This window comes from Paraburkholderia sp. MM5477-R1 (assembly GCF_050436385.1).
In the GTDB taxonomy this organism is placed as follows: Bacteria; Pseudomonadota; Gammaproteobacteria; order Burkholderiales; family Burkholderiaceae; genus Paraburkholderia; species Paraburkholderia tuberum.
Genome location: NZ_JBNDMC010000006.1, coordinates 1816444 through 1833247, shown reverse-complemented (window position 1 = coordinate 1833247; position 16804 = coordinate 1816444). Strand labels below are relative to the sequence as shown.

The following is a 16804-nucleotide window of genomic DNA, read 5'->3' as shown; positions in this document are numbered from 1 at the left end:
GTCAGTTACCCTCAAAGTTCGCCGGCCGCTTTTCGCGAAAACTCAGCATTCCCTCACGCGCATCCGCAGTGGTTGCCGCCAATGCACCCGCCATCGCCTCGAGGGTGGCCGCAGCACCCTCGCCGTTTGCCGCGTTCACCAGTTGCTTGGTCAGTTGCACCGACACGGGCGCGAGACGTGCGATCTGTTCGGCCATCTCCAGCGCGGCGTTCAATGCGCCGCCCGCTGACGCCACTTCGTCGATCAGACCAATTTCGTGAGCGCGCGCGGCGTCGATGCGCCTGCCGGTGAGCGCGAGCATCTTTACCCTGCTCGCCCCAATGACCGAGACAAGCCGTTGTGTGCCAGACCAGCCCGGGCACGTCGCTATACCCGCCTCTGGCAGGGCGAAGGTCGCGGCAGGTTCTGCAATCCGGATGTCCGCGACCGCGGCGAGCTCCAGCCCGCCTCCGAGTGCGTGTCCATTGATCGCGGCGATGACCGGTGCACGAAGCGCAGCCCAACGATCAAAGATCCTGTGTCCGCGCGGTACCCACTGACGCCACATATCAAGTGGCGTCAGCGCGGACCATTCATTGATGTCCGCACCCACGCAGAAAGCCTTCGTTCCCGAACCCGTCAGGACCACGGCGCGCACATCGGTCCACGCATCAAGCTCAGCGGCGACCGCCTCCAGACGCATCAGCATCAGTGGGGTCAAGGCATTGAGCTTCTCGGGGCGGTTCAACGTGACAACAGCGACTGCGCCGCTGCGCTCAAACTGGATTCCATCGATATCAGCCACGACGTGCCTCCCTGAGTTGCAGGCCGTACGGCGATTCGCTGAAAATCGCGGCATTCATGGTCTTCAGTTCCGATGAAACAATCAAAGGAAAGTCCGCCTGCTCAAGCACGTCCCTGTTCAGGTCGATGCCGGGCGCCACCTCGATCACTTCAAGACCTTGCTTCGTAAGCTGCAACACACAGCGTTCGGTCACATACAGCACCTGCTGACCACGCTGCTGCGCCATGCGGCCGCTGAACGTGACGTGGTCGACGTCGCCGATGAACTTCTTCGATTTGCCTTCCTGAAGGATCGTCAGCCGTCCGTGACCGACCTCCAGCTTCGCGCCGGCCGTGAAAAAACCCGAGAAGACGAGCTTCTTCGCGTGCGTCGTAATGTCGATGAAGCCGCCACATCCGGCAGTCAGATACGGCTTGCTGGGCAGCTTCGAGACGTTCACGTGGCCGTTGCGGTCGATCTGCAGAAACGACAGCAGCGAAACATCGAAGCCGCCTCCCTGGAAGTAGATGAACTGCGAAGGCGACGGCATGATCGCGTCGGCGTTTGCCGAGCAACCGAAGGCGAAGCCGAGCAGCGGCATACCGCCCACCGCACCCTGCTCGATGGCCCACGTCACACGGCCGTTGAGTCCTTCTTCAAGGAGAATGCGCGGAACGTTGGCCGAAATGCCGAAGCCGAGATTCACCGCGTCTCCGTCCGCGATTTCCATCGCCGCGCGGCGCGCGATTACCTTTTCCGCGTTCCAGTCGGCAAATGCAAATTCGCTGTCCGGAACCTTGATTTCGCCGCTGATCTCCGGGTCGTATTCGATCTGCGTCGTCTGTTTCTGCTCGGGGTCCACGACCACGTAGTCAACGAGGTTGCACGGAATATGCACCTGCTGCGTACCGAGCGACCCTGCCTTCACGACTCGCTTGACCTGGGCGATGACAATGCCACCGTTGTTACGCACTGCAAGCGCCTGGTCGCGGCCGCCGAGCAGCGCGCCTTCGTGTTCGTAAGACAGGTTGCCCCGCTCATCCGCTGTGGTGGCACGCACGATAGCGACGCGCGGCACGATATTCGGAAAGAAGAGCCACTCCTCGCCCGCGAACGTGACCTTGTCCACGATCGGCTCGGATTCCGAGAGACTGTTCATTGCGCCGCCCTGCCGGTCCGGATCGACGAAAGTGTCGAGCCCCACCTTGGTGAGGACGCCGGGGCGCTTCGCGGCCGCGTCCCGATGCATGTCAAACATCACACCGCTCGGCAGGTTGTATGCGCGGATTTCATTGTCGACCACCATCCGCCAGATGTCGGGCATCGGTAGACTCGATGGGCCGCTGGGAAACGAACCGGCGATGATCGACTTGATAAGACCGTGCTTCGCCAGATGATCAACGCCTTTGACGCCATACATGTCGCCAGCTGCTATCGGATGCAGCAGCGAAAGTTGTCGGGGATGGCCTTCGGTTTCAAAGCGCGTCCCGATCGCCGCCAGCATGGCGTCGGGGCAGCCAAGGCCACTCGACGAACTGACGGTCACAACGTCACCATCGTTGATCAGGCCTGCGGCAGTCGCCATCGAAATAACTTTGCTGGAACCCACAATAGATCTCCTCAAACTGACTCAGCGCACGAACTGCTGCGGGACGGCGACGTGTGCACCGGTTGAAGCCGACTCTTCAAGCGCAAGCGCGGTAACCAGTGACCGGTATCCGTCCCGGCCAGTGGCTGCGGGATCCTCACCGAGGAGAACAGCGCGATGGAACTGGGCGACCGCGTTGACATAAAGGTCCTGATGGACGACCTCGATGATTTCGAAACCTGCTGCTGAACGCAGCTCGATTTCTCCGACGGCGCGCTGGGTCATCACGTCACGTGCGATGAGCGAGCCTTCGGTCCCGTGGACCTCGAGGCCGGTCGGCGCGTACGGCACGGTGAACGCGTCGTGAATCTGGGCAAGCACGCCGTTACTGAACCGGATGATTCCCATCACGCCGTCGGCGAGGCCTTGGGTACCCATGCTTCCGGACGAGGTCATCGCGCTCACTTCGACGGGTTCTGCATCCAGAATGAAGCGAAGGGTGTCGGCGTCGTGCACGGAGATGTCGAGCACGACGCCGCCGCCCGCATCAGGGCGCTCGATTCGCCAGCCGCGGAGGTGCGGCGGTAGTGAGACCGCGTGGAAGACTCGCACGTAAAGCGGCGTGCCAACCGCACCGGAAAGGATGAGTTCACGCAGACGGCGGTGTGTCGCTGCACACCGCAGGTGATGGTTCGTGCCAAGGACAACCTGGTGGGCGGCGCACGCCTCGATCATCTGGCTCGCGTCAGCCTCTGAGAGCGCAAGCGGCTTTTCGCAGAGCACGTGTTTGCCGGCAGCGGCAGCCGCCAGTACCTGAGGCAGGTGTTTTTCGTTCGTGCTGCTGATGTAGACCGCGTCGATGTCGCGATCGGCGAGGATCTCATCGAGGTTCGTGCCGGACTTTGAAATCCGATGCTTGTCGGCGAACTCGCGGACGCGCCCGGCGCTGCCGCTGACGACCGCTTCGATCGTGCCGTCCGGCTGCGACCGGATCGCGTTGACCATCCACTCGTCGGCTATCGTGCTGGCGCCGATCAGCGCCCAGCGAATCTTGGAAGTCATTGTCTCTCTCCGTTGGAACGTTCCAACCAGCGTTTATTGGATCGTTCCAACAAACTGTAGTAGACTCATTTCACCGTGTCAAATACTTTTGGAACGTTCCAATTGTGCAAAGCAACATGAAAACAGTTCCGACGATTCAGGACATTGCAGCGGCTGCGGGGGTATCCAAGTCGACGGTCTCGCTGGTCCTTCAACAGAGCCCAAAAATCAAGGCGGAGACGGCCGACAAGGTTCGGGCGGCGGCACAGCTCCTCGGCTACGTCTATAACCGCGGCGCAGCAAATCTGCGCGGGACCCGAAGTACCATCGTCGGGATGGTCATTAATGATCTGACTAACCCCTTCTTTGTCGAGTTGCTCGTCGCCATCGAGCGGGTACTCGCGCAGTCCGGATACACGACGCTGATGGCACACACTGCCGAAAACGTCGCGACCCAGACCCGTGTTCTGCAATCGATGCGTGAGCAGAATGTGGCCGGCCTGATCATGTCTCCTGCGCTGGGAACACCTGAGCAACTGCCGGACGAGATCAAGTCCTGGGGAATTCCACTTGTCCTTGTCATGCGACCGATGGGCACGGATGTCGACACGGTCGGAGTCGACAACAGCTTTGGATTCGCTCTCGCGACGGAACATCTGGTTGCTCAGGGCCACACACGTATCGCATTCGCCGGCAATCGAACGGGGTATGCGGTTGCGAACCAGCGCAGGCAGGGCTACCTCACGGCGATGGCCAGTCATGCCCTGCCTGTCGCCGACGAGTGGATCATCGACGTTGAACTGACTCCGGAGGGCGGTCGCAAGGCTGTCCGCTCCATCTTCGAGATGCGGCCTCGTCCGACGGCGGTGGTTTGCTATAACGACCAGGTTGCGTTTGGCGTGTTGCATGAACTGGACCGAATGGGCAAACGTGCGGGCAAGGCGCTCGCGGTCGTTGGCTGTGACAATGTGGTGGCGGCAGAACATACCAATCCGCCACTCACTACTCTTTCCGCTGGAGCGGACAAACTCGGCACGATCGCGAGTGAGACGCTGCTGGCCAGGCTCGATCCAGCGGCGGACGGAAAAGAACCACCCGTGCAGTACTTCGCCATTCCGCAGCTGGTCGTCAGGGAATCAAGCGTGGGCTCCGCGGGGCGCCACCCGCATCTTTCCGTCGATCCCACCCGCACAGAACGTCGCGTTGCAGGCCAGCGGCAATAGACTTCTGCCCCCTTGATCCATCGCGCGTCAGCCAGAGGGGCTGGCCGCATCGTGGCGGGCCGTCTGGCTAACCCCGAACCGACCAGGCGACCCGCCTACGAATCGGTGGATTGCCTTTCGGCCCCCAGCGACGGCGTTTCACAGCGCAAAGCCCATCTGGTCCTTGCCGAGTTCAGTCAGGTCTTTCTCCGCCGCACGTCCGACAAAGTCGACTTCAAAATTGTCCGCAGGAAAGTCCGGCGGGCTATCTCCGTTGAGAAAGGTCGGCAGCTGGCGTTTAAGGTAGGCGTCGTTCTTTGCACACGCTGGCGCAGCCGATATGTACATGACGTTGCTGTAGCCCTTGCCACGATGGGCATCTTCGACCGCGTGAATCACGTCGCTATGCCAGAAGACGGTGTCCCCTGCCTGCATCAGTGGAATGGAGGACAACGCTTCTTGAAGCGGACCATGCCACTCCCGCTTGATCGAAAGTGCGCGGCCAGGTAATGCGCCGCACAGGTCGTCATCTGGCACGTCATCCTGGAGAGCGCGCAACAACACATACACCATGGCGTTGGCAATTGGCACAAGCTGAAGCGTGCCGTCTCCCGGACCTTGCGCAGTGAGCGCTGTCCAGCCCTGGAAAGTACGGAACATCGAACAGACAGTCGGTGACGGAATCTCTCTCGCCTCGGGGCGATACGCGGCATCGAACGCGTCGTAGCGGCGCCAGTCGCCACTAAACACGTGTCGATAAACACGCCGGAAATTGTCGTCAAGCCAACGTTCGACTGACCCACCGTCGCAATGAGCAGACAGCCCGAGCGACTCCGAGCCGGGGGGGCGACGCCGCAGCCGGTCCGCGTACACTGGAACGCGGTCCGGATCGAAATGAACGCGCCCTTCGCTGTCGTGTTTCCAGAGGCGGTTCAGAAAGACGCGCGTCTGAGTGAGTTCGGGCGCCTGGCGCGCTTCGATCTGAGGCTTCGACCAGTAAATGCCGTAGATCTGAGGCTTGCTCGAAGCGAGGTTACCGAAGTACTTGTCTTCCGCACGATGCGCGAGTTTTTCGTCGAGGCCATTGGACTCGACATACTCGGCGACCTGCGCGTCCCAGCGTTCAGCGCGCTCGCGGCTGAACACACCCCGAACGACGCAGGCCCCTCGATCCTTGATCGATGCGATCTGCCCGGCGCTCACCCGGTCAGCGGCGATATCCGCATACTGGATTTCAGGAATGACGGACTCACCGCGGGCACGCTGCTCCGCGATGGTAGCGACCTTGCGCTGAATTTCAGCTTCGACCTGCTGGAATACGTCCTTATAGTTCGGAAGGCCGGCGCGCAACAGCTTTTTAGCCGCCCGAATAGCGGTCGGCAAATCGTCGATGTGAAGGGATTCCATGGTGGCGTCTCCTGGTGTTCTTTGATGACTGAAGCTTAGCCTGGGCCAGGATGGGCGGGTGATACAATAAGGTCAACTTCTTTGCGATTCCAGCCATGAAGGCTCTATACGAACATGTCGAGATGAGCGCCGGATGCTCCGTGCGGGTTTATCACCGGAAGCTTCCGCGTATTCCGTTCGAATGGCACCATCACCCGGAATATGAACTCACCTTGACGATGAATAGCCGTGGCAAGCGCTACATCGGTGACTCGATCGCCGGGTACGAGGGCGATGACCTGGTGCTCGTCCCGCCGGACTTGCCTCATACCTGGTCGTCGAACCGTTCGATCGACGGCAGCGCCCCGCAGGTCGCTATCGTCATCTGGTTCGAAGGCGACTGGGCGCGACGACTGGCAGATTGCTGCCCCGAGTACGAAGCACTTCATCGGCTTCTGCGACGCGCTGCCTGCGGCCTTGCGTTCAGAGCGGAAGCCGGGGCAACGGTGCGTAGCCGACTCGAGGGTCTTTTGTCTGTGTCTCCCAGAGAGAGACTCAGCGTTGCGCTGGACATCCTGTGCACATTGGCCGATGAGAAAGCACGGCCACTCGCATCCCCCAGCGCATTTGATCAGGGCAACGTGGGGCGGCCTTCCGGCCACGAGCCGGAGCGGATAAATCGGGCGTTAGCAGTTATCGAGGCACGGTTTGCCGAACGGTTGACACTGGCGGAATTAGCCGCCGCCGCGACCCTTTCAGAGCGCACACTCAATCGATATTTTGTTCAGCATATCGGCGAAAGTGTCGGGAAGTATGTGAGCCGCGTGCGAATCGGTCACGCATGTCGAATGCTCGCAGACACCTCATGGCCCGTGTCGGTTATCGCCGCGCATTCGGGATTTCCCAACGTTGCCAATTTCAACCGTCAATTTCGCGCGCTGAAAAAGACGACTCCCGCGGCCTATCGGAAAGAATTTGCGGGTCGGCCACGACATCAACTGAATGCCCCGTTGACACTGGAGGCGAGATCGCCATCCTTGGACCGCTGATGAATGGCCTTCAGCTTGTGACTAAGCGGACCGCTTGGCTCGCGATATCGTGTGCGACGAAACTGCGGCCCCGGCTCCCCTACTTTCGATGACCGCGCGCGTGCGCTGAGAGGTTCGCGCCGCTGCCTCCCGGATCGATTCTACGAGCCGGTCCAGATTCGCAAATTCGAGTCGCTGCGTCGGTACGATCACCGCAAGCGATCCGACTGCTTCGCCCGAATCGTCCGTGAACAGCGGCGACGCCAGTGCAGAAACGCCGTTTTCCAGTTCGTCCCTCGACAGGTAAAAGCCCGCGCGTCGGATTTTGAGCAGCGACGCGCGGAACTCGTCGAGTGTCGTCCCCAAGCCGCTTTGCGCGATCTCTTCGGCATACTGATCGAACAGGACCGCCAACTTGGCCTTCGGAAACGTGGACAGGATCGCTTTTGGAGCGGCGCCGAGAAACAGGGGCCGCGGACGGCCTCGGCCGTATCGGAGGTCAAGCGCCGCCTCGTGCGTTTCGCGATGCGTGTCAACGAGCTCGCTCCCGTACCAGCGCGACATCACCACATCGAAGCCCGAGTGTTCGCTCAACTCGCGCATGATCGGCTGGCCGATCGCAAGCAGCGGATCCGACACGCGCAGATGGTAATCAAGCTTGATGATGCGAGGGCCGAGACCATAGTCCCCGCCTGCAAAGCGGATGAGCAAGCCGGCGTCCACGAGCTCGCGCACATAGCGGTAAGCCGTTGGAATCGAGCAGTCGAGTTCGGTGGCAACGTCTTCGACGGACAGGAACGGCTTCGCCTCCGAAAACAGCTCGAGTATGGATAACAGTCTCGTGATGCTCGACATCTCTGTGCAGGGCTCCTCGTGTGTGAACGGATTATATCCGCGCTTATGCAAGCCCCATCCGCTCGGCCATTTCTGCCCGCCAGACGCTGCGCGGCCTGAACCCCGATAGCGCGCGCGCATGGTGTTCAACGGCCGCGATCAGTTCAGCATCGGGCAAGTTGAAGTCGACAGGCACCCGCATTGGCTGATCGACATACCACGGCGTGTCGATGAAGAGTTCGAGGCGGTTGCCTTCGGGATCGCGCGCATAGATCGAGATCGCATTGCCGTGAGTGACGGGGTTGATTTCCTCCAGGCCTTCCGCGACGAACCGCTGGTAAAACTGCCTCAGCGTGGCAAGGCTGTCCGCTTCGAACGAAATCTGGTTGATCGGATTGAACGTCAAGTGTTCGGGGCGGCCGCTCGCGAGCACGATCTGGTGATGCACCGCGGGATCGCGGCTCAAGAACACGAGTCGCACAGTGCCGTGCGGCGTCTGCAGCGTGCCCCGATCCGTCACGGTGAACTCCAGCACCCGGGAATAAAAGTCCTCCACCCGTGCCATGTCGCTCACATAAAAACCCATGTGACTCAGCGACAGGCCCGCTCGCGCTTGCTTCATACCGTTCATGCTTGTCTCCACGTAGTGATAAACCCTAACAAAAAAGACGTTGTGTCCTTTGTAAAATTTAGTTTATTCTCAAAATGAGATAAATGTACAACTTTTTGAAGGATCGAAGCGCTGATCGCATCGACTTTTTATCCACCGGAGCATCAATGAAACTCGCCAGCTTTTCTACCCATCAAGGCCCCTCGTTCGGCATCGTTCGCGACGCAACTGTATTCGACCTCGGCAAGCGTCTTGGCGGCCGCTATGCGGATCTGAAAGCGCTGATTGCCGCCGACGCATTCGGCGAGGCTACCCAGGCGGCCGAAGACACGAAGGGCGACTACCCGCTGTCGGAAGTCACGCTGCTGCCGGTGATTCCGAGCCCTGAACAAATCTTTTGCGTGGGACTCAACTACGCAGACCATGTCAAGGAAACCAATCGCGAAACCACCGAGCATCCAGTCATCTTCATGCGGGTGCCGGCTTCGCAGGTTGGCCACGGCCAGCCGATGCTGCGTCCGCCTGAGTCGCACAAGTTCGACTATGAGGGTGAGATTGCCGTCGTCATCGGGCGCGGCGGACGGCGCATTGCCGAAGCCGACGCGTGGAATCACATCGCTGGCTACGCCTGTTACAACGACGGCTCCGTGCGCGACTGGCAGCTTCATACAGGCCAATGGGGCCCGGGCAAAAATTTCTATCGCACCGGCGCATTCGGGCCGTGGATGGTGACGAGCGACGAGATCGAACCCAACGCGGTGATGACGCTCGTCACCCGCCTGAACGGCCAGGAAGTACAACGCGCGACGACGCAGATGCTGATCCACGGCATCGCCAAACAGATCGCCTACCTGTCGACCTTCACCCCGCTCTCTCCAGGAGATGTGATCGTGACCGGCACGCCCGGCGGCGTCGGCGCGAAGCGCAACCCGCCGCTCTTCATGAAGCCGGGCGACGTGACGGAAGTGGAGGTAGACGGGATCGGTGTGCTGTCCAACCCGGTCGCCGACGAGTAACACCCAGCGCCGGACTCACGCTGTGCGTGCGCCCGGCGTCTTCCAGACGGACTCAGACATGTCAGATAAAACCATTTCGACGCACGCGTGTGATTACGACGTGGCAGTCATCGGCCTCGGGCCCACCGGAGCGACGCTGGCCAACCTGCTCGCAATCGAAGGCTTGCGGGTGCTGGTGCTGGAGCGAGACAAGGACATTTTCGCGCTACCCCGCGCAGTGCACTTCGATGGCGAATGCATGCGCGTGTTCCAGACCGTCGGCATCGCGGACTCACTGCTTCCCAAGCTGTTTGTCGGTCCCGGCATGAAATTCGTGAACGCCGAGGGCACGTTGCTGATCGACTGGCAGCGCCCCACTTGCATCGGGCCGCATGGCTGGTGCGCGAGTTACAAGTTTCATCAGCCCGATCTCGAGAACGCGTTACGTGAACGCCTGGCCGGCCAGCCGAATGTCGATGTGCGCCTGCGTCACGAAGTGTTCGCGCTAGACGAGACGAGCAATGGCGTCCGACTCCGCTTCGAAGACACGAGTTGCGGCAAGCTCGGCCATGCCACTGCCCGTTACGTCGTCGGCTGCGACGGCGCGCGCTCGATTGCGCGGCGCTTCATGGGCACTGAACTCACCGATCTGAAATCGCATGAACGTTGGGTGGTCGTCGACGTATTGCTCGATGCACCGCGGCCAGACCTCGGCGATTACTCGATTCAATACTGCGACCCGGTGCGCCCGACCACCTACACGCGCGGCCCCGGCAATCGCCGCCGCTGGGAGATCATGGTGATGCCCGGCGATGATGCGGCACAACTCGGTTCTCATGAGTGGCTGTGGGGCAAGCTCGCTCGCTGGATTTCGCCGGCCGACGCACGCCTCGAACGTTCCGCCATCTACACCTTTCACTCGGTGGTGGCCAACGGCTGGCGCCGTGGGCGACTTCTGCTTGCCGGAGATGCCGCGCATCAGACGCCGCCTTTCATGGGCCAGGGAATGGCGGCCGGTATCCGCGACGCTTCGAATCTCGCATGGAAGCTGGGTGCCGTCATCCGCGCAGAGGCGCCTGATACCCTGCTCGATACCTACGAATCCGAGCGTTCGCCGCACGTGCGCGAATTTATCAAAACAGCGGTGCAGCTCGGGTCCGTGATTCAGACGACCCGTCCGGAACTTGCCAGCAGCCGTGACAGCGAAATGAGCGCAGCGATTCGCAATTTCGTCACCCCGCAACCGAAGCTCGGCCCGGGAGCCGGTCTCGATGAACCATCAGGCGTTGTTGGACAAATCGCACCCCAACCCCGTCTGGCGGACGGACGCCTGCTGGACGACGTGGTCGGCTATCGCTTTGCACTCGTCGTGCTACCGGAGTTGCTCGCTGAATGTAGCGACATTTCTAGTCGCGCCGCGCAGGCTGGCGTCGAGATCGTCGCCTGCGAAGGGGCTGCCGTCCGTGAGTGGTTAGCTTCAACCGGCGCTTCAGCTGTGCTTATACGTCCCGACCGGTATGTGTATGGCGTCGCTCAGGAGGCGGAATCCTTGTGCTGTCTGCTTGAACACGCATTACCTGGCTCGCAGACAGAGAGCGCATGACCGGGTAAGTCCGCAAAACGCGTTGAAGCGCGAGAGACATCGTCACCAACGCACGCAAATCATTGGACAAAGAAGCCAACAATCACTGGAGGAGTCATGGAGACAACCCGTAATCCGGTCGGCGGCGCCGACCACCCGCAGCCCCCCGGCCTGACATGGTCGCAGTGGAAGATGATTCTCATCGCGAGCCTTGGCGGCTCGCTGGAGTTTTACGATTTCATCGTCTACGGCTTCTTTGCGCATAACATCGCGGCCCAGTTTTTCCCGAATGCGTCGTCGCTGATCAGCATGCTCGCGACTTTCTCCCTGCTTGCGATCGGGTACGTGATCCGGCCGCTCGGCGGGATTGTGCTCAGTAGCTGGGGCGACCGTTATGGCCGGCGTCCGGTATTCCTTGGCTCGATCATTGTGGTCACGACCGCGACCATCTGTCTGGGGCTGCTGCCCAACTACCAGAGTTGGGGCATGACCGCGTCGATCCTGTTGATCATGCTTCGCATGCTCCAGGGTTTTTGCGTCGGCGGAGAAATGCCCGGCGCCATCACCTATGCGGTGGAAGCGGCACCGCATAGGCGGCCAAAACCGCCTGCGCGCGGCATGCCACGTCCATGACCGACAATATTTGTGTTCATCCCCATACTCCTGAACGGCAGATGTCAAAGGCCCACCCTATGTACGCCTCGTTGCATCGCACGAGGCCAAGGGTAGGTGAACGAAATTCCGTGGACTTGTTCCAGCGCGCCCAAATGCTTGCACGGGCGCGAAGCAGGACATCAGCGCCGCGAGCGGGTCGATGCTGTCGCACGGCCAGTCGAGTCGGCAGCGCGCCCGGCAAGCTGGACGCTTCGACTGCCGGGCGCAATGCGTCGTACTCAATGCGATGACGCCGTCCCCGCCTGCAGCGTGGCGGCAGGTATTTGCGCTTCGCGCGGGAAGTAGCACGCCGGCGATTTGACGTGCACTTGCTGATTGCCACCGGGCAGGCCCGCATAGTCGACGGTCCGGGTTGTCGCAGTCTGCGCAAGCGGCGCACGGTGAGCCTGTGCCGACGAATAGGCGCAGCCGTTCAGCAGAGCGACGAAGATCAGGCCAACGAGAGTTCGTATCATGAGGAATGTGTCGCGTGATCCGACTCAATGAGCTTCTTTTAGCGCCGCGCTCGAGACCAGCGCATCCGACCTGTTCCACCAACCGCCGCCGACGGCCTGAAAGAGCGCCGCCGTGTCCGCGAGCCTCGCAGCCCTCGCCTGGATCGCGGCAACGTGCGCCGTTTCATAGCTTTGCTGTGCCGTCAGCACGGACAGGTAAGCGATCTCCCCCGTCTGCAGCTTCCGGCGAGCGATATCGAGGCTGCGCGATGCAGCCTGTTCGGCGGCCACGGACGCTTCCAGCGTCTTCGCATCGGCTTGCACACTTTGCAAGACATCGGCAACGTTCTGGAACGCGTTGATGAGCGTCAGGCGGTACTGCCCCGGCCTGCTCGTAGACCGCCTGTGCGGCGCGCTGGCGGTGCAGCAGCGCCCCGCCCTGAAAGATCGGCTGAAGCGCATCGCACTGCAGCGCCCGTTGCTTTTCGAGCGGCGGTACCCGAGCGGAAGCTTGACCTGCGTGGCCACGGCATGTTGCGCAGCGAGCACGAACCCGGCGAAATCGCGGCCGCGCACGTTGGCCTGCACCATGATCACGCGCTGCCCCTGTTCGCGCTCGATCGTCGAAGGACCGGGCTCCATCCGGATGTCGGCGACTTCGGCGAGCGGCACGGCCTTGCCCGCGCCGTTGCTCACGCGTAGCGCGCCGACTCGCGCCACATCAGTGCGGTCTTGCGGCGTCAGACGAACGCGTATGTCGAAGCGGCCATCGTTATTCGAAATCGAGCCAACGGTGCGGCCTCCAAGCGCCTGCACCACGTCGAGCACCTGGCTCGCATTGAGGCCGTAGCGCGCCACCGCATCCCGGTTCACGATGATGCGCAAGTACGGCTGGCCGACCGTCTGTCGCGCTTGCGCGTCGGCGGCTCCCGGCACGCGAGCGATCACGCTCGCAATACGCTGCGCGGTAGAGCGCGCCGGTTGCCTGCTCGAGCGCGCTGGCCTGGAGCTCGGTGCGCGCGCCAAGATCGGCATTGCCGGCGGCAATCGCGTGACTCATGCCGGCGACTGCATCGGCGCCATCGCGCACCTGTCCCACGATGTCCGCGAGCGCTTCTCTCATCCGCACGACAGTCGCCATCACCCTAGCCGTATCGCCGGTGCGCAACCCGGCGCGCTGGGAAAGATCGCCGCGCCGAATCGCATCGGCGAACGCGATCAGCTCACGCGGCTCCGCGCCGAGCGAGGGGCCGATGTTGCGCACGACAAGCACCGCAACGCCACCACCGATCACGCACGCAAGTCCGGATAGCGCAAGCATCATCCAGCGGAAATCGACGCTTATCTGACGTGCCTCGGCACCGCCCTGCCGGTTCAGCGCTTCCTGAAAGTCGATCAACTGGTTGATTGCCGCGAGCCACTCGACCAGCGCGGGGCGCGCTTGCTGGAGCAGCACGGTGCGCGCCCCTTCGGTGTCGCCGGAGGTTTGCCGTGCAACTACCTCGTCGATAAACGGCGTGGCCTTGTTGCCCGCATCGATCACGCGCGCCCAGTGATCCGCAATGCCGATAAGGGTGCGCCCTTCGCAGCCGCTATTCGCGCGTCGGCTGAACAGTTCTGTAAGCTCGGCTGCAAGGTGCTTGCTGAAGGTGTCGAAACGGCAGCCCAGCACGACGCATTGCAGAACTGCGGCATCGAACTTGCGCAAGGGTGGCTTTACGGCAAGCCGGCGGCCGTTGCGTCATTGCCAGCCAGGCCGCAGACGACCCAACGGCGGGTTCGCAAAACGATTTCGAAAGAACTGGCGCGCACCGAAGCGCACTGAACACCGCCGCCCGCGCACAGCGTTCCGTTGACGCGACAGCTCTATCGTTTAACGCTGATTTCATTCTCACGGTAGGCAGCCGCTCGAACTCCGTTGCATTTTGCCGCTACGTCCGTTTCAACAGCGACGTATCCACCGGCAACGCACGAATGCGCTGGCCGGTCGCATTGAAGATCGCGTTGCAGATGGCCGCTGAAGTCGGCGGCACGCCCGGCTCGCCAACACCGCCCGGCGGCGCATCGCTCGGCACGATATACACGTGTGTCTCGGGAACGGAATCGATACGGGCAACCTGGTAGTCCGTGAAGTTCGATTGCTCCGACGCGCCGTTCCGGAAAGTGAGTTCACTGTATAACGTGTTGCCGAGCGCCATCACCACCGCGCCCTCGAACTGCGCAATAACCCGATCGGGATTGACGATGCGCCCGCAGTCGACGGCCAGATCGACGCGTGTCACACGCACCGAACCGTCGTCGGCCACCTGCACATGCGCGACCGCCGCCACGTAACTCAGAAAGCTGCGATGTACCGCAATCCCGCGCCCATGCCGCGCCGGCAATACGGTCGACCACCCGGAGCGCACGGCGGCCGCGCGAACCACGGCCGCATGGCGGGCGGTGTCGATCGGATACTCGTCGATCGACGCGCCGTAGTTCGGGTAATCGACCCCTAGTGCATGCAGATCGACATGCCGCGGCGTGCCGAGCAGCGTGAGCAGGTGCTGCACCGGATCCTGCCGCGCGGCCGCGGCAAGTTCATCGACGAACGCCCCTAATGCGAAGCCGTGGGGAATGTTGTATACCGATCGATACCAGCCGATGCGCGTGTGTGCAGAGGCGGCGCCGTTCTCACACCGCACGTTGGCGATGTCGTAAGGCATGTCGGTCACGCCCTGCCCCAGTTCACCCGCCGCCCCGTAACGGACATCAGCCTTGAATGTCGAACTGATCGACGGAAACACCGTGCGGTGCAACCACGCGACCGTCTTGCCTTGCGCATCGAGCCCGCCTTCCATGTGCTGGGCGCACACCGCATGGAAATAGTCATTGTGCACATCGTCTTCGCGAGTCCACGTGAGCTTCACGGGCGCGCCGACCTCGCGTGACAGGAACGCCGCCTCGGCCACGTAGTCAGGCTTGGACTTACGGCCGAAGCCGCCGCCCAATAACGTGACATTGATCGTCACGGCCCGCTCCTGCACGCCGAGCACCTGTGCCACGGTCGTGCGAGCCTGCTGTGGATTCTGCGTCGCGGTCCAGACTTCAACCGCACCGTTCGCATAGGACGCGGTCGCGGCGAGCGGCTCCATCGCCGCATGCGCCAGGTGCGGCACGTAGTAGTCCGCCGAGACATGGTGGGCGGCGCTCTTTAGCGCAGCCGCTGTGTCGCCGTTGTTGCGAACGATTTTGCCCGGCTGCCGCACGGTGTCCTCGAGCGCCTTGCGATAAGCCTGACTGTCATACGATGCATTCGGCCCAAGGTCCCAGTCGAGCCTCAATTTCCGCCGCCCTTGCATCGCAGACCAGGTGCTGGTTGCCACCACCGCGATGCCGCCCAGCGGCTGGAAACCGGCGGGCAACGGCGCAGCGGGAATGCGGACCACATGCAGCACGCCGGGCACTTTCATCGTTTCGGTCGAATCGACGCTCTTGAGCGTCGCGCCATAGACCGCCGAATGTTCGATCGACGCGTACGTCATGCGGGGCAACACGACATCGATACCGTACGTCGCCCGGCCGTGGACGATGTCGTCGAGATCGACGATCGGCAGCGACTTGCCGATATAGCGCCATGTACCCTCGTCTTTCAGATGCAGCGTGTCACTGCTTGGCACCGGCTGACGCGCCGCCGCCGTTGCGAGCGCGCCGTAGGCGACGCGCCGCCCGCTCGCCGCATGCACGACATGACCCGGCTCGGTGTGACAGGTCGCTGGCGCCACGCGCCATTGCACGGCGGCCGCCGCCACGAGCATCTGCCGGGCCGTGCCCCCTGCTTCGCGCAATGGCTGGAAGAACTGGCGGATGCTGCGCGAGCCATCGGTATTCTGGTCGCCATACTTCGCATCGCCTTGCGCCTGCACGACCTTGACGGCGTTCCAGTCGGCGTCGAGCTCGTCGGCAAGAATCATCGCGAGACTGGTGCGGATACCGGTCCCCATCTCCGAACGATGCACGACCAGAATGATCTCGCCGGACGGCGCGACCGAGACATACACGTTCGGTGCGAAAGCCCCTTTCGCGCCATTCGCGGATGACAGCACGCTCGCCGCGAGCGCGGTGCCCGCGCCGCCGATTTGCAAGCCCAGCACAACCCCACCCGCCAAGGTCCCTTTCAACACCCCGCGCCGGCTCAGATTGACGATTTCGCCCATCACGCCTCCGACGCTGCCGCCTTGATGGCGGCCTTGATGCGTTGATAGGTGCCACAGCGGCAAACATTGCCGGACATCGCTTCGACGATCTGCTCGTCACTCGGCTTCGGCGTCTGCTTGAGCAACGACGCGGCCTGCATGATCTGTCCCGGCTGGCAGTAACCGCACTGCGGCACATTGGCGGCCTTCCACGCGCGCTGCACCGGGTGATCGCCGCCTTTGCCGAGTCCCTCGATGGTCGTTACGGGCTTGCCCTGAACATCCGCCAGTGCGGTCACACACGAACGCACAGCGACACCGTCCAGATGGACCGTGCATGCGCCGCACGCACCGACCCCGCAACCGAACTTGGTCCCGTGCAGCCCGAGCAGATCACGGACTGCCCACAGCAGCGGCATATTCGCATCCGCATCGACGTTGTGATGCACGCCGTTCACAATGAGTTCCATCAACTGATTCCTCGTAGTCGA

17 protein-coding genes are annotated in these 16804 nt (G+C 62.1%); 7 read left to right on the top strand and 10 right to left on the bottom strand.

Features of this window, described 5'->3' with window-relative positions; translation table 11 throughout:
* Position 1: 1 nt before the first annotated feature.
* The 3 genes from OKW35_RS26870 to OKW35_RS26860 are packed head-to-tail and all read right to left on the bottom strand — an operon-like array spanning position 2 to position 3413.
* On the bottom strand, positions 2–784 hold the full coding sequence (locus OKW35_RS26870; protein ID WP_429553614.1) for an enoyl-CoA hydratase/isomerase family protein: 783 nt from the start codon (positions 782–784) through the stop codon (positions 2–4).
* Positions 777–2348, bottom strand: a complete 1572-nt coding sequence (locus OKW35_RS26865; RefSeq protein WP_429405830.1) for an acyl CoA:acetate/3-ketoacid CoA transferase — start codon at positions 2346–2348, stop codon at positions 777–779. Before OKW35_RS26865 ends, OKW35_RS26870 begins: the two co-directional genes overlap by 8 nt.
* 45 nt (positions 2349–2393) lie before the next feature.
* Positions 2394–3413 carry a Gfo/Idh/MocA family protein gene (locus tag OKW35_RS26860; protein ID WP_429405827.1) on the bottom strand — a complete coding sequence of 340 codons (1020 nt, stop codon included), beginning with the start codon at positions 3411–3413 and terminating at the stop codon, positions 2394–2396.
* Between the two features lie 116 nt (positions 3414–3529).
* Between OKW35_RS26860 and OKW35_RS26855 the strand changes: the two genes are divergently transcribed.
* Positions 3530–4615: a LacI family DNA-binding transcriptional regulator gene (locus OKW35_RS26855; protein WP_429353556.1), complete on the top strand. Its 1086-nt coding sequence runs from the start codon at positions 3530–3532 to the stop codon at positions 4613–4615.
* A gap of 138 nt (positions 4616–4753) precedes the next feature.
* Here the strand turns inward: OKW35_RS26855 and OKW35_RS26850 are convergent, their stop codons facing one another.
* Positions 4754–6001, bottom strand: a complete 1248-nt coding sequence (locus OKW35_RS26850) for a DUF1479 domain-containing protein (RefSeq protein WP_429553613.1) — start codon at positions 5999–6001, stop codon at positions 4754–4756.
* A gap of 95 nt (positions 6002–6096) precedes the next feature.
* Here OKW35_RS26850 and OKW35_RS26845 point away from each other — a divergent pair, with 95 nt between their 5' ends.
* The gene (locus OKW35_RS26845) at positions 6097–7029 is read left to right on the top strand and encodes a helix-turn-helix domain-containing protein (RefSeq protein ID WP_429553612.1); all 933 of its coding nucleotides are present in this window, start codon (positions 6097–6099) and stop codon (positions 7027–7029) included.
* A 21-nt stretch (positions 7030–7050) separates the two neighbouring features.
* Here the strand turns inward: OKW35_RS26845 and OKW35_RS26840 are convergent, their stop codons facing one another.
* Together OKW35_RS26840 and OKW35_RS26835 are read right to left on the bottom strand one after the other, a co-directional pair.
* On the bottom strand, positions 7051–7863 hold the full coding sequence (locus tag OKW35_RS26840) for an IclR family transcriptional regulator (protein WP_429353553.1): 813 nt from the start codon (positions 7861–7863) through the stop codon (positions 7051–7053).
* A gap of 43 nt (positions 7864–7906) precedes the next feature.
* Complete coding sequence (locus OKW35_RS26835) at positions 7907–8473, bottom strand: VOC family protein (RefSeq protein ID WP_429353552.1); 567 nt, start codon at positions 8471–8473, stop codon at positions 7907–7909.
* Between the two features lie 146 nt (positions 8474–8619).
* On the opposite strand from OKW35_RS26835, the gene OKW35_RS26830 reads away from it, so the two are divergent.
* From OKW35_RS26830 to OKW35_RS26820, 3 genes are all read left to right on the top strand, one after another.
* Entirely contained in the window at positions 8620–9468 is an 849-nt protein-coding gene (locus OKW35_RS26830) for a fumarylacetoacetate hydrolase family protein (RefSeq protein WP_429353551.1), read from the top strand.
* A 58-nt stretch (positions 9469–9526) separates the two neighbouring features.
* A complete protein-coding gene (locus OKW35_RS26825; protein ID WP_429353550.1) occupies positions 9527–11050 on the top strand; it encodes a bifunctional 3-(3-hydroxy-phenyl)propionate/3-hydroxycinnamic acid hydroxylase in 1524 nt (507 codons plus the stop codon).
* Between the two features lie 171 nt (positions 11051–11221).
* Entirely contained in the window at positions 11222–11662 is a 441-nt protein-coding gene (locus OKW35_RS26820) for an MFS transporter (protein WP_429353549.1), read from the top strand.
* Between the two features lie 260 nt (positions 11663–11922).
* Here the strand turns inward: OKW35_RS26820 and OKW35_RS26815 are convergent, their stop codons facing one another.
* Positions 11923–12159 (bottom strand): hypothetical protein, encoded by a 237-nt coding sequence (locus tag OKW35_RS26815; protein WP_184050433.1) that lies wholly within the window; start codon positions 12157–12159, stop codon positions 11923–11925.
* A 24-nt stretch (positions 12160–12183) separates the two neighbouring features.
* On the bottom strand, positions 12184–13173 hold the full coding sequence (locus OKW35_RS26810) for an efflux RND transporter permease subunit (protein WP_429553611.1): 990 nt from the start codon (positions 13171–13173) through the stop codon (positions 12184–12186).
* A gap of 16 nt (positions 13174–13189) precedes the next feature.
* Here OKW35_RS26810 and OKW35_RS26805 point away from each other — a divergent pair, with 16 nt between their 5' ends.
* Together OKW35_RS26805 and OKW35_RS26800 are read left to right on the top strand one after the other, a co-directional pair.
* Positions 13190–13450 carry a hypothetical protein gene (locus tag OKW35_RS26805; RefSeq protein ID WP_429553610.1) on the top strand — a complete coding sequence of 87 codons (261 nt, stop codon included), beginning with the start codon at positions 13190–13192 and terminating at the stop codon, positions 13448–13450.
* A gap of 240 nt (positions 13451–13690) precedes the next feature.
* Entirely contained in the window at positions 13691–13963 is a 273-nt protein-coding gene (locus OKW35_RS26800; protein WP_429553861.1) for an EAL domain-containing protein, read from the top strand.
* A 106-nt stretch (positions 13964–14069) separates the two neighbouring features.
* Here the strand turns inward: OKW35_RS26800 and OKW35_RS26795 are convergent, their stop codons facing one another.
* Positions 14070–16334 (bottom strand): molybdopterin cofactor-binding domain-containing protein, encoded by a 2265-nt coding sequence (locus tag OKW35_RS26795; RefSeq protein WP_429553609.1) that lies wholly within the window; start codon positions 16332–16334, stop codon positions 14070–14072.
* A complete protein-coding gene (locus tag OKW35_RS26790) occupies positions 16334–16786 on the bottom strand; it encodes a (2Fe-2S)-binding protein (protein ID WP_026226223.1) in 453 nt (150 codons plus the stop codon). Before OKW35_RS26790 ends, OKW35_RS26795 begins: the two co-directional genes overlap by 1 nt.
* Positions 16787–16804 lie beyond the last annotated feature (18 nt).